Below are 22,289 nucleotides of genomic sequence, written 5' to 3' on the forward strand. Positions count from 1 at the left end.
GGTCGCTGACCGCCGTACCCCTTTTCAACTACTCCCGACGCGGGGAGTCACCGCCTCAGCCCTCCAGCGACGCGACCGCGGTCCGCTCCGCGCCGATTTTGCGGTCGAGGAAGTCGTCGAGCAGCTCCAGCGAGCGGATCTTCTGGTCGATGTCGCCGGAGCCGTGGCCCTCCTCGCCGAGCTCCTCGTACTCGTAGTCGACACCCTCCTCGAAGCCGGCGTCATCGAGCGCGTCGCGGAGGATGCGCGCCTGCGAGACCGGCACCCGCGGGTCGTTGACGCCGTGGACGATCAGGAGGGGCGCGTCGACGTTTTCGACGTAATTGACGGGGCTGCGCTCGCGGTAGATCGCCTCGTTCTCGTCCGGCTCGCCGAGGTTCTTCACCATGAGCTCCGTCCGGAAGTGCGGCATGGTGTTCTCGTACATGTCGAACAGGTCGCTGACGCCGACCCACGTGACCCCCGCGGCGTACAGGTCCGGGTACTGGACCATCTGCCAGTTCGCGGAGTAGCCGCCGTAGGAGCCGCCGTAAACGGCGACGCGGTCCTCGTCGAGCCAGTCGTACTCGTCGAGGACGTGCTCGGCGCCGACCGCCACGTCGCCCTGCTCGGCGCCGCCCCAGTCGTCGTACAGCTCCTGGACGAACTCGCGGCCACGCCCCGTGGAGCCACGGTAGTTCACCTGGAGGACCGAGTAGCCGCGCGAGAGCAGGAACTGGACGCGGTAGCTGAACCGCCGGCTGTCGTGGTGTCGCGGGCCGCCGTGCGGGTTGACGATCAGCGGCGAGGGGCGTCGCCCCGAGTCGAACAGCAGCCCCTCGATCTCGAACTCCTCGTACGGGTCGTGGTCGACCGCGCGCGCCGGCGTTTCGGGGACGCCGTCGGAGGCGAACGAGACCGTCTCGGGCTCCACGAAGTCGTCCGGGTCGAACGGACCGTACTCCGCGTCGAACAGCGTCTCCGTCTCGTCGGCGCTGAGGTCGTACGCGACTAGTTCCGGCCGCCGGCTCGACGTCGTCCGGTACGCGAGCAGGCGGTCGTCCGCGAGGCGGCCGTCGGCCACGCTGGCGACGCCGGCCGGGAAGTCGAGCTCGCGGCCCTCGCCGGTCTCGGCGTCGTAGACGACCGGGACCGTCACGGCGCCGCGCGTCCGGCTCGCGACGAACCGGTCGCCGTCGTCGAGGAAGTGGCTCGGGGACTCCTCGAACTCGCCCGCGCCGAACCAGGTCACGTCCGCGGCGTCGCCGTCCGGGCTGGCCGCGTCCCCGCCGCCGAGGTCGACGATCCCGGCCCGGCCGAGGTCGGCGCTGTTGTCCGTGATCAGCAGGCGCTCGCCGTCGGGGCCCCAGTCGGTCGGCACGACCTCCGCGCCGAGGTCGCCGACCCCGAGGTTCCGCGGGTTCGCGCCGTCCGCGTCCGCGACGTAGGCGTCGAGGTTCTCGTAGGTGTCCGTCTCGTTGGTCGCGTACGCGATCCGGTCGCCGTCGGGCGAGAGCTCGCCGGCGTTGACCGCGCGGTCGTAGTCGGTGAGCTTCGCCGTCTCGCCGCTCGGCAGGTCGTGGCGGTAGAGGTTCATCTGCCCGTCGCGGCTGGAGCCGAGCAGGAGCGTTTCGCCGTCCTCGCCCACGTCGTGGAGCCGGATCTGTCCGTCCATCTCGACGACGGGCTCGCTCTCGCCGTCGAGCGACATCGCCCACACGTCGTGCTGCTCGTCGCCGGCCTCGTCGCGGTGATAGAACAGTCGGTCGCCGCTCGGGTCCCACTTGAACCCGGCCCGGACCGACCGGGGAACGTCGCCGTCGCTGAGCTGCTCTAGGGAGCCGTCGTCGAGGTCATAGAGGTGAAGCTCGTTGCGGCCGGTGACGTCGTAGTAGAGGGCGACGGTCTCTCCGTCCGGGGACACGCGCGGGCTCGCGATCGTCGGCAGCTTCGCGAGTTCGCGCAGTACGTCGGTCTCGTCTGAGTCTGACATCCATGTCAACACGGTGACGGCTCCCTATTCAACGTTTCCGCCGCGGACCCCGCGGCGGCCGACAGGCCCTTGCGCCGCCGGCCCGTTACCACTAATTTACATGACCGCGGGCGACGCCGGGCTCCCGTCGAGCCCCGACTCGGAAGCGGTCCGGTCGCTCTCCGAGGCCGACGGTCGACCCGACGAGACAGGAACCGTCGTCTGGCACCGCGACGACCTCCGGATCAAAGACAACCCAGCGGTCGCGGCGGCCGCCGACGAGGCCGACCGGATCGTCCCGCTGTTCGTCTTCGACCCCGGATTCTACGACGAGCGGGGCGCGGCCTGCGACGCGCGGATCGCGTTCCTCCACGACTGCCTGCGCGACCTCGACCGCCAGTACCGCGACGTCGACGGTGCCGGGCTGACGTACGCCCACGGCGACCCGATCGACGTGCTGGGGCGGTTCGTCGACGCCGGCTGGGACGTGGTCGCGAGCGCGAGCGCGACCGGTCGGTACGGGCGCCGCCGCGACGAGCGCGCCCGCGAGCGGCTCGGTGTCCGCTTCGTCGACGGGGATGGCCTCGTCCGCGACGCTGACCGCCCGCGCGAGGACTGGAGCGATCACGTCGAGTCGTGGCTCGCGGCCGACCCGTTCGACTGGGACCCCCGATCCGTCGCGGTCGACGGCGTCGAGACCGGGATCGACCCCGAAGCGGTCGCCGACGCGTACGACGTCAAGTCGACGAAGACGCGCGTCCCGACCGGCGGGCGCGAGGCCGGCCGCGAGCGCCTCCGCGCGTTCACCGAACGGATCGCGGAATACCCCGGCTCCATCTCCTCGCCGGTCGACGCCCGCGACGGAACGAGCGGCCTTTCCCCCTATCTGCGGTTCGGATGCCTCTCGGTTCGGGAGGTCCACCGGCACGTCGACGAGAAGGCGCCCGACGGCCGCGGCAAGTCGATGTTCGTCTCCCGGCTCTACTGGAACCGCCACTACACCCAGAAGCTGCTCGACTGGCCGGGATGGCTCGACCGCGCCGTCAACCCCGTCTACGAGGGGTTCAACCACGACCGACACGATCCCGACCTCGTCGCGGCGTGGAAGCGCGGCGAGACCGGGTTCCCGATGGTCGACGCGAGCATGCGCTGTCTGCGGGAGACGGGGTGGCTCAACTTCCGGATGCGGGCGCTGTGCGCCTCCGTCTACTTCCATATCCTCCAGCAGCCGTGGAAGATCGGCGCGGACCACTTCTACGAGCACCTGATCGACGGCGACGCCGCGATCAACTACACCCAGTGGCAGTCGCAGTGCGGGCTGGTCGGCCGTCCCGGTCTGCGATTGTACGACCCCCGCAAGCAGGTGCGCGATCAGGATCCGGACGGCGAGTTCGTCACGCGGTGGGTCCCCGAACTCGACCCGCTGCCGGCCGCACACCTCGACGCCCCCGAGAAGGCGCCCCTCGCGGTCCAGCGCGAGGTCGGCGTCCGGGTCGGCGAGGAGTACCCGTACCCGGTCGTCGACTACGAGGCGGCCCGCAGCGAGTTCCGCGAGCGGTACGGCGCGGTCCACGGCGCGGCCGCGGCGCGACTCGGCGAGGAGGAGACAGCGCGTCGCGCGTCGCTGTCGGGCGGGATCGAGGCCGCACGGTCGATCGCGGCCGAGCGCGGCGAGCCGGGGAGAGCGGACGCGACCGACGCCGGCGGGACCTCTCAGACCGGCCTCGACGACTTCGGGTGAGGCGGGCCGAGCGTCCCCGCCGATTCCCGCCGCCCACCGTGCGAGCGTCCGCCCGATCAGACCGAGCGCGACGACCCGAGATACCGACGGTGGAAAGGTTCATACGGTCGTGTGCCGTATTGTAGCGCATGAACCAAAACGTCGGTGCGACGGACAAGCGCGTCAGGACCGCGGTCGGCGCTCTTGCCGGTGTCGCCTCGTTAGCTACGCTCGCCAACGCCGCGCCGCTCCCCGCCATCGCGGCTCCGGTGCTCGGCGTCGTCGCCCTCATGATGCTCGGGACCGCCGCGACCGGGACCTGCGGCCTGTATTCGCTGCTCGGCGTCGACACCTGTCCGGCCGACGCCGGCGGCTCGCGCTGACCCCCGACGCTGGCCTATTTTAAGAATAGAGGCTCTTAGGAACGCGGTTTTTGCCGAAGTGGACGGCAGTCTCAAGTGTCGCGGATGCGTATCGTTCCCATGCGCGACAGTAGTCCGAGTAGGCGGCGTCTCGCGGCGGCCCGTGACCGCACCCGAGCCGGAGTGATCGCCCCGTGAGCGGCGACCCGACCGTCCTCGTGATCGGCGGCGGCGCGACGGGAACGGGCGTCGCCCGCGACCTTTCAATGCGCGGGGTCGACGTCGCGCTCGTCGACCGCGGGGGGCTCGGCAGCGGCACCTCCGGCCGGTCGCACGGCCTCCTCCACAGCGGCGCCCGGTACGCCGAGGCCGACGCCGAGGGGGCGCGCGAGTGTATCGAGGAGAACCGGACGCTCAGGTCGATCGCCGGCGCCTGCGTCCGCGACACCGGCGGCCTGTTCGTCCGCCTCGACGGCGACGACCCCGACTACTTAGAGGAGAAACTCGCCGCCTGCGAGTCGCTCGGGATCGAGACCGAACGCCTCGACGGCGACGACGCCCGCGAGGCGGCGCCGGGGCTCGCGGACGAGGTCGAGGCGGCGTTCCGGGTCCCCGACGGCGCCATCTACCCGTCGCGGTTAGTCGCGGCCAACGCCGCCGACGCCGAGCGGCGCGGGGCGAGCGTCTATCCCCACGCGCCGGTGGAGGACGTGACGGTCCGCGACGGCGAGGTTGCGTCCGTCAGCGTCGGCGGTTCGGTCGACGCGACGCTGTCGCCCGACGTCGTCGTCAACGCCACCGGCGCGTGGGCGGACTCGATCGCGGAGCTGGCGGGCGTCGAGGTCGGGATGGCGCCGAGCCGCGGCGTGATGGTCTCCGTCGAGTACGAGGGACTCGGCCCGGTGTTGAACCGGTGTCGCGACCCCGACGACGGCGACATCGTGGTCCCCCACGAGGGCGAGGTCGTGTTGGGGACGACGAGCGTCCCCGTCTCCGATCCCGACGACTACGAGACCGCCGACTGGGAGGTGGAGCGCTCCGTCGAGGAGTGCGCCGCGATGCTCCCCGCGGTCGCGGACGCGCCGACCGTGCGGACCTGGTGGGGCGTTCGACCCCTCTACGAGCCGGACGAGGCCGGGCAGGACCGCCGCGGGATCTCCCGCGGGTTCACGCTGCTCGACCACGAGCGCGACGGCGCCGACGGCCTCTACAGCGTCGTGGGCGGCAAGCTGACCACCTACCGACAGATGGCGGAGACGACCGCGGACCGCGTCTGCGACCGCCTCGGGGTCGAAGCCGCCTGCGAGACCGCGGACGAGCCGCTCGCGCACGCCGACGACCCCGAGCGGTTAGACGAACTCGTGGCGGAGTACGGCGGGGCGAACCCCACCGACGCCGACGTGGTCGACGCGCCGGCGGACGACTGACCCGGCCGGATCGCCGGATCGCCGCGGGACCCCGGCGGGGGTTCGAGGCTGAACCACGGGGTTGAGGCCCCGCCGGTGAGACCGATCGGTATGCCAGTCGCGACGGTCGGCGAGACGGCGACCAACGAGGTAACGGTGACCGAGGAGACGATCGAGGCGTTCGCGGAGCTCTCGGGCGACGAGAACCCGATCCACCTCGACGACGAGTACGCCGCCGAGACGATGTTCAGCGGCCGCGTCGCGCACGGAATCATATCCGCGGCCGTCGTCTCCGGAGCGCTCGCGCGGCTCTCCGGCGACATCGTCTACCTCTCTCAAGACCTCTCTTTCGAGAAGCCGGTCTACCCCGGCGAGACGGTCGAAGCGAGCGTCAGCGTCATCGACGACCTCGGCGGCGACCGGCTCGCGGTCGAGACGACTGCGACCGTCCCGGAGCGCGACGAGCGCGTCCTCTCGGGCGAGGCGACGGTGCTGTCGGTGCCGCACGGCGACGAGTAACTGACCGATGACAGCAGCCGCCCGGTCGGTATTGTTTATAAATAATCGACGAGTCGAGGCGGTGGCGCGTGCCTCCGAGCGTCCGAAGGACGCGAGGAGCACGCGCGAGGGAGTCGCTGGCGCCGGTGGCGCCAGCGACGAGGTTGGGGAGGGGTGAGGTGCTGTGCGGGGCGGTGCGGGGTGGGACTCAAAGGGGCAGTCGCGAGGCGGGCGCAGGCGTTCACGAGAGCGAAGCTCTCGTGAGCCAATCAGAACGCTTCGCGTTCTGATGACGACGTAAGCACCGCAAGGAGCGAGCAGCGCGAGCGACTGAGGAGCACAGCGAGCGTGCGCCCGCCTCGCGGCTGGGGCTTTGACGGTGTTCGCCGCCAAATCGCTAGCAGCTATTTATAAATAAGCGGCCGAGGATGTGGCGGTATTCGTCCCCGAACCGCTAGCGACGAGTTATAAATGAGCGACCGGAATCCGGAAGCGCTCGCCGAGATTTGATGGACTCTATTTATAAAATCGTCCGGTTCAAGCGAAACCACGTAAAGACGTTCTGAGCGACGGTCCTGCGAGGTTGCGGGACACGCCCCACGCCTCGCTATTTATAAGCGGTCAGCCGTGCCACCGAACGACGGTCGCGGACCACGTGTACCCCGTTCCGGCCGCGAGCAGGCAGACGAGGTCGCCCGGTTCCAGCCGACCCGTCTCGACGCCGCGCTCCGTGGCCAGCGCCTGGTCGACGCTCTGGACGTGGCCGTACTCGTCGAGGTAGTAGCCGTCGCTCGCTGGGTCGAGCCCGAGCTCATCGAGGACGCGCTCGTGGAACGACCGCTTCATGTGGGTGAGCGCGACGTAATCGAGGTCGTCGCGGTCGAACCCGGACCGCTCCAAGGCGGTGTCGGCGACCGAGAGGTACGCGGGCAGCGACACCGGCCCCAAACGCTCCTTCATCCCCTCCGGGTCCGGGACGTCGAGCGTGTGGAGCCCCTCGCGGACGGTTTCCTCGCTCGGCGGGCGCTTCGATCCCCCGGCGGGCATCACCACGTCGTCGGCGAACGAGCCGTCGGTCTCCGCCGCGCTCGCGCGGACGGTCGCCCGCGCTCGGCCGTCGAAGGGGTCGCCGTCGGCCGACCCGTCCCCGCCGTCGTCGACCGCCTCGACCACGAACGCGCTCGCGCCGCTGCCGAAGTTGAACATGAACGAGCTGTCCTCGTTGCCGTAGTCGACGAGGTCCTCCTCGCGGCTGGCGGCGACGAGCAGCGCGGCGTCGATCGGCTCCGTCTCCAGCTGGGCGGTCACCTGCCGGAGCGCGATCGGCGCGCCCGCACAGAGCGTGTAGCTCTCGGTCGCATAGGCGTTCGTCGCCCCCAGCCGGTCGGTGATCGCCGCCGCCGCCGACCAGACGACGTGGTCCTTGTACTCGGAGCCGTGGTAGACGACGACGTCGAGGTCGGTCGGGTCGACGTCCGCGTCCGCCAGCGCGGCCTCGGCCGCCTTCACGGACATGTCGGTCGCGTGGTCGCCGTCCGGCGGGCAGACGCGCTTCTCGCGGACGCCCATCTTCTCGACGACGACCGCCTCCGGGATCCCGCTCTCCGCGGCGATCGCTTCGCCCGTGACGGTCTCGTCCGGGACGTACGTCCCGAGTCCGGTGATCCCGACGGTCATGCTCTTCTTCGATGCCGCGTTCGGTCCGTTTCGTCCTGTCGCGTTCGAGCCCTCTCGTCGTGTCGCGTGGTGTCGATCATGTGTCGTAAGTCCGAATCGTAGCGTATCGCCGTTCCGCGTCCGCCGCGACAGCGCGGCGGGCCCGCGACGCTACCGGAGGTAGCGCCGCAGGTGGTCAGGGAGCCGCTTCCCGACGGTGCCGCCGAGCCGGTCGCGCAGGGTCCCGAGGATGCCGTTCGGGACGAACAGCACGAACAGCACGAAGATGATCCCGAGGTACAGCGGAGCGCGCCCGTCGACGGCCGTGTTGACGAACAGCTCCAGGCTGACCCCGAAGAGGTCGGTCTCGTAGACGCCCTCCGGGATCCCCTCGCGCAGCAGGGTCGCTATCCCGCCGCTCTCGGTGGAGAGGACGTCCTCTAACCCCTGCGTGAACAGGGTGCCGTACACCGGCCCCGCGAGGGTGCCGAACCCGCCGATGATCGTCGTGATCAGCGCGTCCGCGGTGACGAGGAAGTAGAACGTCCCGTCGGGTGCGACCGACCGGGAGTACGCCGCGAAGACGCCGCCGGCGATCGCCCCGAAGAAGCCGCTGATCGCGAACGCGGCCAGCTTGAACCGGTAGGTCGGGTAGCCGACGGCGCGGGCGCGCTCCTCGTTCTCGCGGATCGCGACCATCACGCGGCCGAACGGCGAGTGGACGATCCGCTGCATCGCGAAGTAGCAGACGACGACCACGATCCCCAGCGCGTAGTAGGAGACCACCGTCGCCGACAGGTCGATCCCGAGCCCGAGCAGGTTCTCGACGCTCTCGCCCGTCAGCCGCCCCAGGTTGAGGCTCAGCGCGTCGATGTACGGGACGCCGACCGCGAGCGCGTCGCCGCTCACGGTCGTTCCCTCCGTCGGGTTCGAGGAGACGTACCCCCACGAGCGGATCAGCTCGTAGATCACCTGCGCGAACCCGAGCGTGATCATCGCGAAGTAGACGCCCGTGAGCCGGAACGACACCGACCCGATCACGATCGCAAGCAGGCCGGCGAGTACCGCCCCGAGCAGGAGCGTGATCATGAACGGCGTCCCCGCGGGGATCCCCGGAACCTGCCCGTTCGCGGCGAGGACGACGAAGTACGCGCCCGTGCCGTAGAAGGCCGCGTGGCCGAAGGATAGGTACCCGGTGTACCCGCTGACGAAGTCGAAGCTCATCGCGAACAGCCCCATGTACAACACCGCGATCATGAACGTGACCGCGGGGAGGAACGCCTCGGCGAGCGTCGCGGCCGGCGTCGCGAGCAGCGCCTCGTAGACGAGCGGGTACAGCAGGAACCCGACGATTACGGCCGCGTGGACGGCGTGATCCCGCAGGTGCTCGCGGAGCCCACCGGTCGCGGTCGACGGCGGTATCGGGTCCGTCTCGTCGACGGGAGCTTCTTCGCCGAGTGGAGCCGCTTCGTCGCTAAGCGAGTCGGAGTCGCTAATGGCCACCCACCTCCTCGACGCCGTAGAGCCCCTGCGGGCGGATGATCAGCATCACCACGAGCAGGAGGAAGATGGTCACCTCAGAGAGGCCGGGGAAGGCGACGATCCCGGTGGTGAACAGCCACGTCGTCACCGAGTCGGCGACGCCGACGATGCCCGCGGCGACGAGCGTTCCGGTGAAGCTGCCGAGCCCGCCGATGATGACGACGACGAACGCGTACAGCAGCACGTCGACGCTCAGGAGGACGCTCGGCCCCCAGATCGGGTCCCACATCAGCAGGACGCCGCCGACCGCGGCGAGGCCGGTTCCGACGCCGAACACGACCGTGAACGCCTGCCGCACGTCGACGCCGAGCGCCTGGACCATCTCGGTGTCCTCGCTGCCGGCACGGATGTAGAGGCCGTACAGCGTCTTCGTCAGGAACGCCCAGACGGCGACCGCGACGACCGCGCCGATCGCGATCTCAAAGAGGTACAGCCGCCTGACGCCGATCCCGAGCAGGTCGGTCCGGCCGAGCAGCACGTCGGGGGTGGTCGCCATCGGCGCCTGCCACTGCGGGTTCGGCTGGATCCCGCGGAGCGTCAAGACGATCCGGGCCAGCTCCTCGATGACCAGCGAGACGCCGAACGTCAACAGGATCTGGTAGGTGGGCGTGCGGTCGTAGATCGGTCGGATCAGCGCCACCTCCATCGCGCTGCCGGCGGCGGTCGTGACCGCGAACACCAGCGCCAGGGCGACGAAGAAGACGAGTATCGTCGCGACGGTTCCGGTGTTGGCGCCCACGACGAGGACGAGCACGAGTCCGCCGAGGTACGCGCCGACCATCGCGACCGCGCCGTGCGCGAAGTTGAGAACGCCCATCAGCCCGAAGACGAGCGTCAGACCGACGGCGATGGTGAAGTACACCGCGCCCTTGCCGATCCCCTCGACGAGCACGCGGGCGGCGGTCCGAAGCCCGTCGACCGCGCCGCCGGTCGCCAGCAGCGCGCCCGGGTCGACGGCGGAGGCGAGGGCCGCGGCGTCGACGAGAGCGGGGAGCGTTCCGGGGGTCATGCCGTTAGGTACCTCCGGATCCGCTCGTCGTCGCTCGTGACGCCGGCCGTCTCGCCCGCCTCGACGACGACGCCGTGGTCGACGAGGTAGAACCGGTCGGCGAGGTCCATCGCCAGCCGGAAGTTCTGTTCGACGAGGACCATCGTCGTGTCCGCGGAGGCCGCGCGGAGCGCCTCCACGACGTCCTCGACGATCTGGGGCGCGAGTCCCTCGCTCGGCTCGTCGACCAACAGCAGGTCGTTGTCGCCGACCATGCCACGGGCGATGGCGAGCATCTGCTGTTGGCCGCCGCTCAGGTCGCCCGCCTCCTTGTCCGCGAAGCGGTCGAGCGCCGGGAACAGCTCGTACGCCTCCGCGATCCGTGCGTCCGGGTCGGCCGCCGAGTGCGCGGCGACGCGGAGGTTCTCCTCGACCGTGAGATGCGAGAACACGCGACGCTCCTCGGGTACCCAGCCCATCCCGCGGGCGGCGATCTCGTTGGGCTTCATCCCGGTCACGTCGGTCCCGTCGAACCGGACCGTTCCCTCGCGAGGCGGCGTCAGCCCGAGCGCGGTGCGGAGGGTCGTCGTCTTCCCGACGCCGTTCCGGCCGACGAGGGCGACGATCTCGCCCGCCTCGACCGACAGGGAGAGCCCCTGGAGGATGTGGCTCTCGCCGTAGTAGGTGTGGACGCCGTCGAGTTCGAGCAGGCTCACGGCCGGTCACCTCCGAGGTCGGCGCGGCGCCCGGCTCGGGCGCCCACCTGTCGGCCGCCGTCGGTCGCGGCGTCGCTCTCGGCGGGGCCGTCCGCCGAGCCGCCGTCGCGTCCCGACTCCTCGCGGCCGTACCCGCCGAGGTACGCCTCCTGAACGGTCTCGTCGCCGCGCACGTCCTCTGGCGGTCCGTCGGCGATCAGTTCGCCGCGGTGGAGGACGGCGATCCGGTCGGAGATATCCATCACCACCTCCATGTTGTGTTCGATGAGCATCACCGAGTGGTCCTCCGCCACGTCCTCGATCAGCGCGACGACCTCGTCGACGCCCTCGCTCGACACGCCGGCGGTCGGCTCGTCGAGCAGGAGGAGGTCGGGGTCGCCGGCGAGTGCGACGCCGACCTCGAGGCTCCGCTTCTCGCCGTGGCTCAGGTTCTGTGTGACGGTCTCCGCCTCCGCCGCGAGCCCGATCCGCTCGAGGATCGCCGTCGCCTCCGCGTAATGGTCCTCGAAGTCGGACACGTTGCGCCACAGCTTCCACGAGTCGTTCCCGCGGCTCGCCTGTGCGGCGACGCGGACGTTCTCCAGCACCGACAGCGTGGGGAACAGGTTCGTGATCTGGTACGACCGGTGGATCCCGGCCAGCGCCGTCTCGTCCGGCGAGGCGGCGGTGATGTCGAGCGCCGTGTCGTCCCCGGCCGACCCCGAGCCGTTGGAGCCGGTCGAGTCGGCTCCGCCCGCCGGATCGAACCGGATTCGCCCGTCGGAGGGCTCCAACACGCCCGTGAGCAGGTTGAAGAACGTCGTCTTCCCCGCGCCGTTCGGGCCGATGATCGAGCAGAGCTCGCCGGCCTCTAAGGCGAAGTCGACGCCGTCGACGGCGGTGATGCCGCCGAAGCGTTTCGTGAGCCCGTCGGTCTCCAACAGCATTACAGCGAGCAGCCGGCGTCCTCTTCGGGGACCATCACATCCTCGGCGTCGAGCCGTTCGAGGGGCTCGCCGGGCATGATCGGCGCGTCCCAGGTCTCGGCGTACTCGTTGCTCGTCGGCACCGGCCACGCGACGGTCATCTTCGACGCCGCCTGGTTGTTGTGCTCCTGGAACGTGTACCCGTCCTCGCCCTTCGGCGTGTCCGTGACGGTCATCCCGCGCAGCGCGTCGGCGATGTCGGCGCCCTCGGTCGAGCCGGACTCCGAGACGGCCTGCGCGAGCGCCGAGGCCGCGGTGAAGGTGCCGGAGCTGAACAGGTCGGGCACGATGCCGTACGCGTCGACGTGCATCTGCCGGAACTCCTCGTTGATCGGGTTCTCGTACTGGTTCCAGTGGTACCGGCTGGTGAACGGACCGAGCCCGGCGTCCTTGATGTCCTGCGCGGTGAAGTCCTCGCCCAGGGCCGACTCGATCGTGCCGCCGATGAGCTGCGTCGTCAGCAGCGCCGCGAAGCCGCCGAACACCTGGACGTCGTAGGAAATGGCCGAGGTGAGGAACTGGGGCAGCGTCGACGCGGTGAAGCCGCCGACGACGCCCGTCGCGCCGTCGGAGACCGCCTGCTCGAAGAGCCCGTCGAACTCGGAGTAGCCGACCTCGACGAACCGCGGTTCCAGGACGTCGACTCCGTTGCTCTCTAAGACCTCGGTGTAGTTGCTCGCGACGCTCTGCCCGAACGCGTTGTCGGACGCGAAGATCGCGACCGTGTCGATGTCGAAGTTCTCGGCGACGTACGTCCCGCCCGCCCGCGCGTCCATCGCGGTGTGCTCGCTCGCGCGGAACGCCATCGGGTGACAGAACTCGTCGCTCACGGTGATGCCGGCGTCGGCCGCGGGGCCGATCAGGTACGGGACGTCCGTCTCGTCGACGACGGTGTCGATGAGCCGGCGTGCGCTGTCCGAGGAGGTCCCGCCGAACAGGACGTCGATCTCCTCCTCTAAGACGAGGTCCGTCGCGACGCTCTGGGCCGTGTCCGGGCTGAACTGCGTGTCCTCGACGATGATCTCGTAGGTCGGGCCGCCCTCGGGCTCGACCGTGTACGTCCCCGGCGTGGCCTCCTCGATCGGGTCGAGGTCGTACTTGTACGCCAGCCCGGAGTAGAACCCGCGGAGGCTGATCTGCCCGTAGTACTGGAGGTCTCCGGAGGTCGGCTGGAGCGCCCCGATCCGGACCGTCTCGCCGGAGAGATCGCCGCCGTCGGAACCGTCTCCGCCGTCGGAACCGTCCCCGCCGTCCGATCCATCCCCGCCGTCGGAGCCGTCCCCGCCGTCCCCCCCGCCGGAACAGCCCGCCAGTCCGGTGAGTCCGGCCGCGCCGACCGCGGCGCCGGTTCGTCGCAGATACGCTCGCCGTGTGTGGTCGTCTCGCATACACTGATCGAGGACGGACACCACCATGAAGGGCCGAGTTAAGATGTTAACAGTCCGCGCGGATTCGACCGAATACGCCGGAAAAGGGGGCTGAACCGCGTTTCTCGAACGACACGCTAACGTGGTCGGATTCGCGTGCTCCCCGCGCCGGCAGTTCGCTCCGGACCCTATTCCAGTCGGTCGAGCGCGGCGACGACGCTGCGGAGCAGCTTCTTCTCGCCGCGGCGCATGTTCTTCGAGACGGCCGCGGTCGAGACGTCGAACTCGTCGGCGAGCGTCGACAGCGTCGCCTCGCGCGGCGACTCGAAGTACCCCGCGTCGGCCGCGGACTCGATGGTCTCGCGCTCGACGTCGGTCAGGTCGCGGCACGCGTCCAGCATCGTCGAGGCCGCGTTCGCGTTCCGCATCGTGTCGAACAGCGCCTCCATCGACAGCTCAGAGCGGTCCTCGACGACGAACTCGTTACCCTTCTCGAGGTCGTGGAGCGCCGCCTCGGTCGTCGCCTCGTCGTCGAACCCGACCTGCCAGCGCTCGGAGCCGTCGGCGATCAGGAAGGGGCCGGTGATGTAGCCGCCGTGGTCCGTGATCGTCGACATCGCGTTCGTCTCCTCGATGACTGTCCGGATGATGGCGGTGCCGTCCTCCTTCGAGAACAGGCTGTACTCGGCCATGTTCTCGTGGTTGCGGAGCGCCGAGAGCCCCTCGCCGAGCTCGTACCGGTCCGGCGACTCGACGAGCAGCCGCGTCTCCAGCTGTTCCGCCGCGGTGTCCAACTGCCAGTGCATCGCGGAGAAGGAGACGTCGTGGTCGGCGGAGGTGTCGATGAACGGGCAGTCGAACTGCTCCATATCCATCGTGACGTCGAGCATGCCCCCTCCTTATTGTCCGCGTATATAATGGTTGTTCCTGTGGAATCCGCGCCGCCTACTCGCCGAAGCGCTCCTTCAGCGCCGCGCGGTCGATCTTCGAGGGGCCCGAGGTCGGCATCTCGTCGACGAACGCCAGCTCCTTCGGGATCGCGTACCGGGCGACGCGCGAGGCGAGGTGCGACTCCACGTCGGCGAGCGTCAGCGACTCGTCGCCGACGAGGATCGCCTTCCCGACCGTCCCCCACCGCTCGCTCGGCACGCCGATCACGACCGCCTCCTCGATGTCTGGGTGGTCGGTGAGCGCGTCCTCGACGCGGGGCGGGTAGACGTTCTCGCCGCCCGAGACGAACATGTTCTTTTTCCGCCCCTCGATGTGGTAGTAGCCGTCCTCGTCGACGCGCGCGAGGTCGCCGGTCGACACCCAGTCGCCGAACGTCGCCGCCGTCTCCTCGGGCTCGTTCCAGTAGCCGTCGGCCGCGGCCGGCCCCGCGAGTTCCAGCTCGCCGACCGTGCCGTCGGGGACCGGGCCGTCCTCGTCGACGACGCGCGCGTCGACCGCGAGCGCCGGGACCCCGACGCTGGCGGTCTTCTCCGGCGGGAAGTCGTCGGGCATCGCGAAGTTGTTCGGCCCGCACTCGGTGAGCCCGTACCCCTGCGATATCTCGACGCCGCGGTCGCGCCACGCCGCGATGACGCTCTCCCGGCAGGGGCCGCCGCCGCTCTTCACGAACCGGAGCGAGGAGAGGTCGGTCTCGCTCCACTCCTCGTGGCGGGCCATCATCCGCAACACGGCGGGCACCGCGACGAGGGTCGTCGCCGACTCGCGCTCGACGTCGCGCAGGACGCGGCCGGGGTCGACCTCCGGGCTCAGCAGGATGCGCCCGCCCATCTGGAAGAAGGGGACCGTGAGCACGTTCCACCCGCCGGTGTGGAACATCGGGAACACCATCGGCGTCACGTCATCCTCGCGGAGCCCCCACGCCGTGATCGTGTTGAACGCGTTCCAGCGGATCGCACCGTGGCTGATCACCGTCTCCTTCGGGGTTCCGGTCGAGCCCCCGGTGTGCAAGAAGAGGTGCGGGTCCGAGAGCGACACCTCGGCGGTCTCGACCGGCGAGCCGTCCACGGGTAGATCCCGCGTGTACGACCGCCACGCGTCGTCGCCGTCGGTCGGGATCGATCGGACGGCGGGCTCGACGTCGGCCCGCTCTAACGCGTCGATGACGTCGCCCCCGAACGGGGCCTCGACGAGGAGCAGCTCGGGGTCGACGGTGCCTAACACCGCGGCGAGGTCGCGCTCGGCGAGCCGGTGCGAGAGCGGCGCCAGCACCGCCCCCGTCTTCGCGGTCGCGAAGAACAGGTCGACGAGCTCGACGCGGTTCCGCGAGACGACGGCGACGCGGTCGCCCGTCTCGACGCCGGCCTCGCGGAGGAAGCGCGCGGTGCGGTTGGCGCGCTCCTCTAACTCCGCGTACGTGTACTCGGCGTTCGCGGCCGTGTCGGTGACCGCGACGCGGTCCGGCGAGAGCCGCGCGCGGCGGGCGGACAGCGATCCGACCCAGTCGTAGCCGCGGTCGCCGTGCGGGTGCGGTCGCGGGTCGGCGTCGGCGGCGCTTCCGTCCCCGCGGTCGTCCGCCTGGGGATCGTTCTCCGTCGCCATCTCAGGCGACCTCGCCGAGGAAGGTCCGGACCCGGTCGTTGACGCGCTCGCGCTCCTCGATGAAGAAGAGGTGCGGCCCGCCCTCGAACAGCTCGACGTCGGCGTGCGGGAGGAGCTCCGCCAGCAGGTCGGCGTTCTCGACCGGGAGGACCCGGTCCGCGGTCCCGTGAAGTATCAGGGTCGGAATCGACAGGTCGCCGAGCCGGTCGCTCGCGTCGAATCCGGCCACCGCCGCGGCCTGCGCCTCGCGGCCAGCCGGCGTCGCGTCGCCCGCGAGCCGCCAGTCGACGATCCGGTCGACGAGCTCCGGCTCGCGCTCGTAGAAGCCGTCGGAGACCGCCGGCTCCATCAGGTAGCGGACCCGCTCGCGGGGGCCGGCGTCCTCGGGCGCCGAGAAGATGTGCTCTTGGACCTCTGGCGGCGTCGGGGCCGCGTCGTCGCCGCCCGGAGACGTACATAGCAGCGTCAGCGAGGCGACGCGGTCGTCGGCGAGTGCTAACTCCTGGGCGATCATCCCGCCCATCGACGCGCCGCAGACGTGGGCCGCGTCGACGCCGCGGTCGTCGAGGACCGCGGCCGCGTCGGCCGCCATCTCGGCGACGGTGTACGGTCCCTCCGGCACGTCGGAGTCTCCGGTGCCGCGGTTGTCCGGGCGGAGGACCTCGTAGTCGTCTGCCAACGCCTCCGCGAGCCACCGCCACATCCACCGGCCGTACCCGAGCCCTTCGAGCAGCAGCACGGTCGGTCCGTCGGGGTCCCCGTCGACGGCGTAGTCGATCGTCACGCCGTCGCGTGTCACGCTTGGCATACCGTGATCGACCACGCCACGGCCCATCAACCCGCGTGTTAACGTTTCAACCTCCTCGGAGACGACTGGGGGCGCGGGCGTCTTCACGTGGTTCGCCGCCCGCCCCGCGACCGTTCGGCCCCCGGCCCGGCACCCACACTCAAGTCCGTCCCGCGAGAGAACCCCGCATGGACACCGCGAACTTCCTCTTCGTCTCGGCCGACGCGGCGCTCATCACGGACCTGGCGTGGCAGGTCCGCCGCGAGGGCCACGACGTGAAGTACTACATCGAGGCCGAAAGCGACCGGGAGATCGGCGACGGGTTCGTCCCGAAGACGGACGACTGGCGCGCCGAGGTCGACTGGGCCGACGTGATAATCTTCGACGACATCTGGGTCGGGTCGGATATCGGCACGGGTGAACTCGCGCAGGAACTCCGCGCGGAGGGGAAGGCCGTCGTCGGCGGGACGCCGAACACCGACCGCCTCGAAGAGGACCGCGGCTACGCGATGGAGGTGTTAGAGGACCACGGCGTCAACACGGTCGAACACCACGTGTTCCACGAGTTCGACGCGGGGATCAAACACGTTCAGCAGAACCCCGCCCCGTATGTGATCAAGCCGCTCGGGGAGGTTCAGAACGTCAAGCGCCTGCTGTACGTCGGCAACGAGGACGACGGCAGCGACGTGGTCGACGTGCTTCGGGCGTATAAGAAGGCGTGGGGCCACCGGATGAAGGGGTTCCAGCTCCAGCGGAAGGTTGACGGCGTCGAAATCGCCATCTGTGGCTTCTTTGACGGGAACGAGTTCGTCGACCGAGTGAACTTCAACTTCGAGCACAAGAAGCTGTTCCCGGGAAACATCGGCCCGTCGACCGGCGAGATGGGGACGTCGATGTTCTGGGCGGGGAAGAACAGGCTGTTCGAGGAGACGTTCGGCAAGATCGAGGGATGGCTCGCCGACGAGGGGTACGTCGGCAGCATCGACATCAACTGTATCGTCAACGAGACGGGCATCTACCCGCTGGAGTTCACCCCGCGGTTCGGGTATCCGACGATCGCCCTCCAGGAGGAGTCGATCGAGTCGTCCACCGCCGAGTTCTTCTACGACCTCGCGCACGGGAACAAGCCCGAGCCCGAGGTCCACGGCGGCTACCAGATCGCCGTCAGGGTCGTCCTGCCGCCGTTCCCGTTCGACGACGAGAAGACGTACGACGAAAACTCGCGGAACGCCGCGGTCGTCTTCCAGACCGACGACCGCGAGGGAATCCATCTGGAGGACACGAAGCAGGTCGACGGGCAGTGGCGCGTCGCCGGCGAGAGCGGGATGCCGATCGTCGTGACCGGGAAAGGGGAGACGATGGGCGCGGCGCGCGAGCAAGCGTACGACCGGATCGACAATATCGTGATGCCGAACATGTACTACCGCGACGACATCGGCGAGCGCTGGGTCGACGGCGACGGCGACCGGCTCCAGGCGTGGGGCTACCTCGGGCCGTGATCGAGATCAGGAGTGGGTAAATTGCCGTGACGGGGTAGCAGTTTATAAGTGGAGGTTAGATGTCGTCATCGGATTTTTATATGGGATCGAAGATCCTGTGGTGAACACCTCCAAAGCCCCAGCCGGGAGGCGGGCGCACGCTCGCTGCGGTCCTCAGTCGCTCGCTCCCTGCGGTCCTTGCGTCGCCTGCGCCCGCCTCCCGGCTGGGGCTTTGAGTCCCACCCGACCGCGACCGCACAACACCTCACACCACCCCAGCCTCGTCGCTGGCGCCGCTGGCGCCAGCGACTCCCTCGCGCGTGCGACTCGCGGCCTGCGGCCGCTCGTTGGCACGCGCCACCGCAATAGTTTCTCAATTCACAGAGGAACGAGGAGGAATCCGACATTACTCGTCAGAACCAACGGGCGATAGCAACTTGACTCCCCACTACCAGCCGCAGGATTTATGAATAAATAGATTGATATGTGAAATACAGATGGGGGATGTGATTCGCACCGTCAAAGTCAAACTTAACGTGCCCGAGGGGCGGTGCGACGACCTCCATCAGACGAAAGAGCAGTTCCTCCACTGTGCGAACACAACCGCAGCATGGGCGTGGCGACACCCGGACGAGCATTGCGTCACGTCGAAACAACAAGCCGAGAACGCGCTCTACGACCGACTCCGGGACGAGACGGAGTTGACTGCGAACCTCGTCCAGAAGGGGATTCGACGCGCTATCGAAGCCACAAAAAGCGGTGTTGCCCGACTCAAAAAGGGCGAAACCACCAGTCAACCGCAGTTCGACGCGTGGAGCGTCGTCTACGACAAGCGCTCCGCGACGTTCCACCGCGACTACGTCTCTCTGTCCACGGTAAACGGGCGTGTCGAGTGTGAGTATATAATCCCCGATGACCCTGAGGGAACACCGATCGGCGAGTACCTGCTGAACGAGGAGTACGAGTTCCGGATGTCCACGCTCCAGTACGACCGCTCGACCGACTCATTCTACCTCCACGCACGAATGCGCTGTACCACAGACGAATACGAGCAGTCCGCGGCTGCGTCTTCTAACGCCGAGCACAGAACAGTCCTCGGCGTTGATCTGAACGTGGACGGCTCGCTCGCCGTGACTTCAACGGGCGCGTTCATCGGGAACGCCGACGAGATGAACCACCGACGCCGCGAGTTCGAGAAGACGCGCGGAACGATGCAACAGACGGGCACGCGGTCGGCGCACCTGTCGATCCAGTCGATGGATGATCGCGAACACTGCTGGATACAGGACGAACTCCATCGTGCTTCGAACCAGATTCTCGACGAAGCTCGCGATCACGGATGTACGCACGTCGCGTTCGAGAACTTGACCGATATCCGGGATCGGATGACTGGTGCGAAGCGATTCCACGCGTGGGCGTTCCGACGCTTGTACGAGTACGTCGAGTACAAAGCCGAGCTGCTCGATGTCGAGGTCGAGCAGGTGAGCCCGGCGTACACGAGTCAGCGGTGTTCGAAGTGCGGCTTTACACACGAGAGGAATCGGGGGTCGAAACACCAGTTCGTGTGTCAGAAGTGCGAGTACGAGCTGAACGCGGACTACAACGCGAGCAAGAACATCGCTCGGAAACTGATGAAACGACTCCATTCGGGGCAGATGTCTTCGGATGGAGGCGCACCCTGTCAGTGTGCGCTGACGTCAGGGACGCTGAACCTGAAGGGCGGATTCACCGCCAGCGTCGATTCGACGACAGAAGGGGAGTCCACTGACAAGCCCACGACTTCAGTCGTGGGTTACTGACGGACGCTGCCCTCCACGACTTTTTAACGGTCCGGACCACTACACGGGGTATGCCGAAGTACTCGACGGGCGGCGGCGGCGGCGGCGACGACGGCGACGCGTGCGAGCTCTGCGGTCGCGAGACCACGGACCTCCGGAAGGCGACGGTCGCCGGCGCGAAGCTGCTCGTGTGTTCGAACTGCCGCCCCCACGACGACGCCGGCAACGCGCCGAGCGGCGGCGGCGGGTCGCGTGGCGGCAGTTCCGGCGGGAGCCCCGGCGGCGCCGGCGGCGGCGACTCGGGCTCGGGGGCGACCGAGAGCCGGAACAAGGAGCTCGCCCGCAAGCAGGCGAAGATGTACGACTCCGCCACCGGCGACTCGAAGCGCTGGGAGGAGGAGGGGACGAGCTACGAGGCGGACCGTCTCCCGTACCTCGTTTCCGGCTACGGCGACGTCGTCACCGAGGCGCGACAGGACGCCGGGCTGACCGTCGAGGAAGTCGCCGCCGAGCTCGGAGTCGACGAGGACGACCTCCTCGCGGTCGAGGACGGGCGGGCCGCGACCGCCGACGTGGGCGGGTCCGTCGTGCGAGCGCTCGAAGAGCGGTTCGGGATCGACGTCGTCGACGAGTGACCCGCGCCACCACCCCCGTCGCCGGGTCGAGATCGCGGTCGCGCAACGCGTCGCCGACCGCGCGGGACGCGAGGCGACGGCGATGAAGGCGATCAAGGACAGCGTCCACGGCCACGTCCGGCTCGGCGACGTGGCCGCCGAGCTGGTCGACACGCCGGCGTTCCAGCGGCTGCGACACATCAAACAGCTGTCCACGGTCCGGCTCGTCTACCCCTCCGCGAACCACACGCGGTTCGAGCACAGCCTCGGCGTCTACCACCTCGCGCGCAGCGCGATCGACGGGCTCGGCGTCGACGACGACACGGCCGCGCACGTCCGCGCCGCGGCGATGCTCCACGACGTGGGCCACGGCCCGTACGGCCACCAGACCGAGGGGATAATCCGGCGCGCGACCGGGCGCGACCACGACGACGTGCGGTGGCTGCTCACCGACGCGGACCGCGAGGTCTGTCGGGTCCTCGAACGCAACGGGCTCGAGCCGGAACGCGTCGCCGCCCTGATCGACGGCGAGAGCGCGCTCGGCCCCCTCGTCTCGGGCGAACTCGACGTCGACCGCATGGACTACCTCGTGCGCGACGCCCACCACACCGGCGTCCCGTACGGCACCGTCGACACCGGTCGGCTCGTCACCGAACTCCGGCTGATCGGCGGCGACGGGAGCGGGGCGTCCGCTGACCTCGTCTTGGCCGAGGGGAACGTCGCCACCGCCGAGAGCCTGCTCGTCGCGCGGTCGCTGATGAACGCCGTCGTCTACCGCCACCACGTCTCCCGGGTCGCGGGCGCGATGCTGGAGCGCGCCTCCGAGCGGTACCTCGACCGCACCGGGACGGACGTCGAGGCGTTCCGCGAGATGGCCGACCACGACCTCCTCGTCGCGCTCCGCGACCGCGTCCCGGCGCTCGGCGAGCGCATCGAGCGGCGCGACCTCTACAAGCGCGCCGTCTGGGCCGGGATCGACGAGGTGCCGGCGGGGACGGTCGACGCCGGCCGCGCGGAGGAGCGGGCCGCGGAGCGCGAGATCGCGGACGCCGTCGGCGTCGACCGCGACGCGGTCGTCGTCGACATCCCCTCGCGACCGGCGCTCAAGGAATCCGGCTCCGCGGTCGTCGTCGACGGCGTCCCCCAGCGGCTGGAGGACGCCTCCGAACTCGTGACCGGGCTCCGGGCGGCCGAGCGCCGCCGCTGGACGCTCGGCGTTTACTGCCCGGCCGAACGCGTCGACGCCGTCGCGGCCGCGGCGCGGGACATTCTGGGGCTGCGCGCGACGGGACGACCCTCTGCCTGAGCGCTGCGGGCGAGGGCGGTGCCCGAGCCCGTCGCTTCTGCGTCGACTCAGTCCTTAGCCGACACCGGGACGGTCAACACGGGTCGGTCCGCGTTCAACACGACCGTCTGCGTGGTGCTGCCGAAGACCGCCTTGCCGGCCGGGCTCCGCTTGCGGCCCGACACGCAGATGAGGTCGACGTCGGCGGCGTCGGCAGCCGCGATGAGCTCCTCGCCCGGATCGCCGCTCGCCTCGTGGTGGACGCAGTTCACGCCGGCGTCTTCCAGGATCTCCCGGGCGCGCCGCACGGCCCCGAGCTGGTGGACCGACGCCCCCTCCGGGTTATCCTGAAAGACGTGACAGAGGTGCGCGGTCACCTCGTCGGAGTCGCCCGGCAGGTCGACGACCGCTTCGGCCTGTGCCGTCGCCCGCGATTCGTCGTCAAGCCCGACGCCGATGAGTACGTCGTACATACGCGATCGTTCGCGCGGCCGGGTGATAAATCGTGCCGCAAATTTGCGGGCGACGGAATCGGTCGGGGGCGGAGTCGGATCGCGAGGAAATCGGGCCGCGGCGGAGTCGGCCCGCGAGGACAGCGGCCCGCAGCGGCGCTCCCCCGACCCGGG

At 69.5% G+C, this 22,289-nt stretch carries 19 protein-coding genes; 8 read left to right on the forward strand and 11 right to left on the reverse strand.

The window, feature by feature from the left end; translation table 11 throughout:
- Positions 1-55: 55 nt before the first annotated feature.
- Complete coding sequence (locus B378_RS0114855; protein ID WP_017344556.1) at positions 56-1,972, reverse strand: prolyl oligopeptidase family serine peptidase; 1,917 nt, start codon at positions 1,970-1,972, stop codon at positions 56-58.
- Between the two features lie 100 nt (positions 1,973-2,072).
- Between B378_RS0114855 and B378_RS0114860 the strand changes: the two genes are divergently transcribed.
- The 4 genes from B378_RS0114860 to B378_RS0114875 all read left to right on the forward strand — a co-directional run bounded on the left by B378_RS0114860 (position 2,073) and on the right by B378_RS0114875 (position 5,958).
- Positions 2,073-3,692: a cryptochrome/deoxyribodipyrimidine photo-lyase family protein gene (locus B378_RS0114860; protein ID WP_017344557.1), complete on the forward strand. Its 1,620-nt coding sequence runs from the start codon at positions 2,073-2,075 to the stop codon at positions 3,690-3,692.
- A 128-nt stretch (positions 3,693-3,820) separates the two neighbouring features.
- Positions 3,821-4,054: a DUF2892 domain-containing protein gene (locus B378_RS0114865; protein ID WP_017344558.1), complete on the forward strand. Its 234-nt coding sequence runs from the start codon at positions 3,821-3,823 to the stop codon at positions 4,052-4,054.
- Positions 4,055-4,227: 173 nt separating this feature from the next.
- Positions 4,228-5,460, forward strand: a complete 1,233-nt coding sequence (locus B378_RS0114870) for an FAD-dependent oxidoreductase (protein ID WP_017344559.1) — start codon at positions 4,228-4,230, stop codon at positions 5,458-5,460.
- 90 nt (positions 5,461-5,550) lie between these two features.
- Positions 5,551-5,958: a MaoC family dehydratase gene (locus tag B378_RS0114875; protein ID WP_017344560.1), complete on the forward strand. Its 408-nt coding sequence runs from the start codon at positions 5,551-5,553 to the stop codon at positions 5,956-5,958.
- Positions 5,959-6,558: 600 nt separating this feature from the next.
- Here B378_RS0114875 and B378_RS0114880 read toward each other — a convergent pair.
- From B378_RS0114880 to B378_RS0114920, 9 genes are all read right to left on the reverse strand, one after another.
- Complete coding sequence (locus B378_RS0114880; RefSeq protein ID WP_017344561.1) at positions 6,559-7,614, reverse strand: 3-oxoacyl-ACP synthase; 1,056 nt, start codon at positions 7,612-7,614, stop codon at positions 6,559-6,561.
- Between the two features lie 150 nt (positions 7,615-7,764).
- On the reverse strand, positions 7,765-9,096 hold the full coding sequence (locus B378_RS0114885) for a branched-chain amino acid ABC transporter permease (protein ID WP_017344562.1): 1,332 nt from the start codon (positions 9,094-9,096) through the stop codon (positions 7,765-7,767).
- Complete coding sequence (locus tag B378_RS0114890; protein WP_017344563.1) at positions 9,086-10,144, reverse strand: branched-chain amino acid ABC transporter permease; 1,059 nt, start codon at positions 10,142-10,144, stop codon at positions 9,086-9,088. The genes B378_RS0114885 and B378_RS0114890 overlap by 11 nt, the downstream gene beginning before the upstream one ends.
- Complete coding sequence (locus B378_RS0114895; RefSeq protein WP_017344564.1) at positions 10,141-10,839, reverse strand: ABC transporter ATP-binding protein; 699 nt, start codon at positions 10,837-10,839, stop codon at positions 10,141-10,143. Before B378_RS0114895 ends, B378_RS0114890 begins: the two co-directional genes overlap by 4 nt.
- On the reverse strand, positions 10,836-11,765 hold the full coding sequence (locus B378_RS0114900; protein WP_017344565.1) for an ABC transporter ATP-binding protein: 930 nt from the start codon (positions 11,763-11,765) through the stop codon (positions 10,836-10,838). Before B378_RS0114900 ends, B378_RS0114895 begins: the two co-directional genes overlap by 4 nt.
- The gene (locus B378_RS0114905) at positions 11,765-13,192 is read right to left on the reverse strand and encodes an ABC transporter substrate-binding protein (RefSeq protein WP_017344566.1); all 1,428 of its coding nucleotides are present in this window, start codon (positions 13,190-13,192) and stop codon (positions 11,765-11,767) included. The genes B378_RS0114900 and B378_RS0114905 overlap by 1 nt, the downstream gene beginning before the upstream one ends.
- Before the next feature lie 167 nt (positions 13,193-13,359).
- Positions 13,360-14,061: a helix-turn-helix domain-containing protein gene (locus B378_RS0114910; protein WP_017344567.1), complete on the reverse strand. Its 702-nt coding sequence runs from the start codon at positions 14,059-14,061 to the stop codon at positions 13,360-13,362.
- A 55-nt stretch (positions 14,062-14,116) separates the two neighbouring features.
- Complete coding sequence (locus B378_RS0114915; RefSeq protein WP_017344568.1) at positions 14,117-15,721, reverse strand: class I adenylate-forming enzyme family protein; 1,605 nt, start codon at positions 15,719-15,721, stop codon at positions 14,117-14,119.
- A 1-nt stretch (position 15,722) separates the two neighbouring features.
- The gene (locus B378_RS0114920; protein ID WP_026046314.1) at positions 15,723-16,529 is read right to left on the reverse strand and encodes an alpha/beta fold hydrolase; all 807 of its coding nucleotides are present in this window, start codon (positions 16,527-16,529) and stop codon (positions 15,723-15,725) included.
- Between the two features lie 167 nt (positions 16,530-16,696).
- On the opposite strand from B378_RS0114920, the gene B378_RS0114925 reads away from it, so the two are divergent.
- The 4 genes from B378_RS0114925 (at position 16,697) to B378_RS0114940 (ending at position 21,684) form a co-directional block, all read left to right on the forward strand.
- A complete protein-coding gene (locus B378_RS0114925; protein ID WP_017344570.1) occupies positions 16,697-18,007 on the forward strand; it encodes a phosphoribosylamine--glycine ligase in 1,311 nt (436 codons plus the stop codon).
- Positions 18,008-18,483: 476 nt separating this feature from the next.
- The gene (locus tag B378_RS0114930) at positions 18,484-19,785 is read left to right on the forward strand and encodes an RNA-guided endonuclease TnpB family protein (RefSeq protein WP_017344571.1); all 1,302 of its coding nucleotides are present in this window, start codon (positions 18,484-18,486) and stop codon (positions 19,783-19,785) included.
- Between the two features lie 50 nt (positions 19,786-19,835).
- Positions 19,836-20,399: a transcriptional regulator gene (locus B378_RS0114935; protein WP_017344572.1), complete on the forward strand. Its 564-nt coding sequence runs from the start codon at positions 19,836-19,838 to the stop codon at positions 20,397-20,399.
- 82 nt (positions 20,400-20,481) lie between these two features.
- Positions 20,482-21,684: an HD domain-containing protein gene (locus B378_RS0114940; protein ID WP_017344573.1), complete on the forward strand. Its 1,203-nt coding sequence runs from the start codon at positions 20,482-20,484 to the stop codon at positions 21,682-21,684.
- 47 nt (positions 21,685-21,731) lie between these two features.
- On the opposite strand, the gene B378_RS0114945 is transcribed toward B378_RS0114940, so the two are convergent.
- Complete coding sequence (locus tag B378_RS0114945) at positions 21,732-22,136, reverse strand: universal stress protein (RefSeq protein ID WP_017344574.1); 405 nt, start codon at positions 22,134-22,136, stop codon at positions 21,732-21,734.
- Between the last annotated feature and the right edge of the window lie 153 nt (positions 22,137-22,289).

The organism is Halorubrum sp. T3 (assembly GCF_000296615.1).
Taxonomy (GTDB): Archaea; Halobacteriota; Halobacteria; order Halobacteriales; family Haloferacaceae; genus Halorubrum; species Halorubrum ruber.

Coding starts and splice junctions, on each gene's coding strand:
- B378_RS0114940 (WP_017344573.1), top strand. CDS start 20,482: ATGAAGGCGATCAAGGACAGCGTCCACGGCCACGTCCGGCTCGGCGAC.
- B378_RS0114865 (WP_017344558.1), top strand. CDS start 3,821: ATGAACCAAAACGTCGGTGCGACGGACAAGCGCGTCAGGACCGCGGTC.
- B378_RS0114915 (WP_017344568.1), bottom strand. CDS start 15,721: ATGGCGACGGAGAACGATCCCCAGGCGGACGACCGCGGGGACGGAAGC.
- B378_RS0114910 (WP_017344567.1), bottom strand. CDS start 14,061: ATGCTCGACGTCACGATGGATATGGAGCAGTTCGACTGCCCGTTCATC.
- B378_RS0114945 (WP_017344574.1), bottom strand. CDS start 22,136: ATGTACGACGTACTCATCGGCGTCGGGCTTGACGACGAATCGCGGGCG.
- B378_RS0114855 (WP_017344556.1), bottom strand. CDS start 1,972: ATGTCAGACTCAGACGAGACCGACGTACTGCGCGAACTCGCGAAGCTG.
- B378_RS0114930 (WP_017344571.1), top strand. CDS start 18,484: ATGGGGGATGTGATTCGCACCGTCAAAGTCAAACTTAACGTGCCCGAG.
- B378_RS0114935 (WP_017344572.1), top strand. CDS start 19,836: ATGCCGAAGTACTCGACGGGCGGCGGCGGCGGCGGCGACGACGGCGAC.
- B378_RS0114905 (WP_017344566.1), bottom strand. CDS start 13,192: ATGCGAGACGACCACACACGGCGAGCGTATCTGCGACGAACCGGCGCC.
- B378_RS0114860 (WP_017344557.1), top strand. CDS start 2,073: ATGACCGCGGGCGACGCCGGGCTCCCGTCGAGCCCCGACTCGGAAGCG.
- B378_RS0114890 (WP_017344563.1), bottom strand. CDS start 10,144: ATGACCCCCGGAACGCTCCCCGCTCTCGTCGACGCCGCGGCCCTCGCC.
- B378_RS0114880 (WP_017344561.1), bottom strand. CDS start 7,614: ATGACCGTCGGGATCACCGGACTCGGGACGTACGTCCCGGACGAGACC.
- B378_RS0114900 (WP_017344565.1), bottom strand. CDS start 11,765: ATGCTGTTGGAGACCGACGGGCTCACGAAACGCTTCGGCGGCATCACC.
- B378_RS0114925 (WP_017344570.1), top strand. CDS start 16,697: ATGGACACCGCGAACTTCCTCTTCGTCTCGGCCGACGCGGCGCTCATC.
- B378_RS0114920 (WP_026046314.1), bottom strand. CDS start 16,529: ATGCCAAGCGTGACACGCGACGGCGTGACGATCGACTACGCCGTCGAC.
- B378_RS0114875 (WP_017344560.1), top strand. CDS start 5,551: ATGCCAGTCGCGACGGTCGGCGAGACGGCGACCAACGAGGTAACGGTG.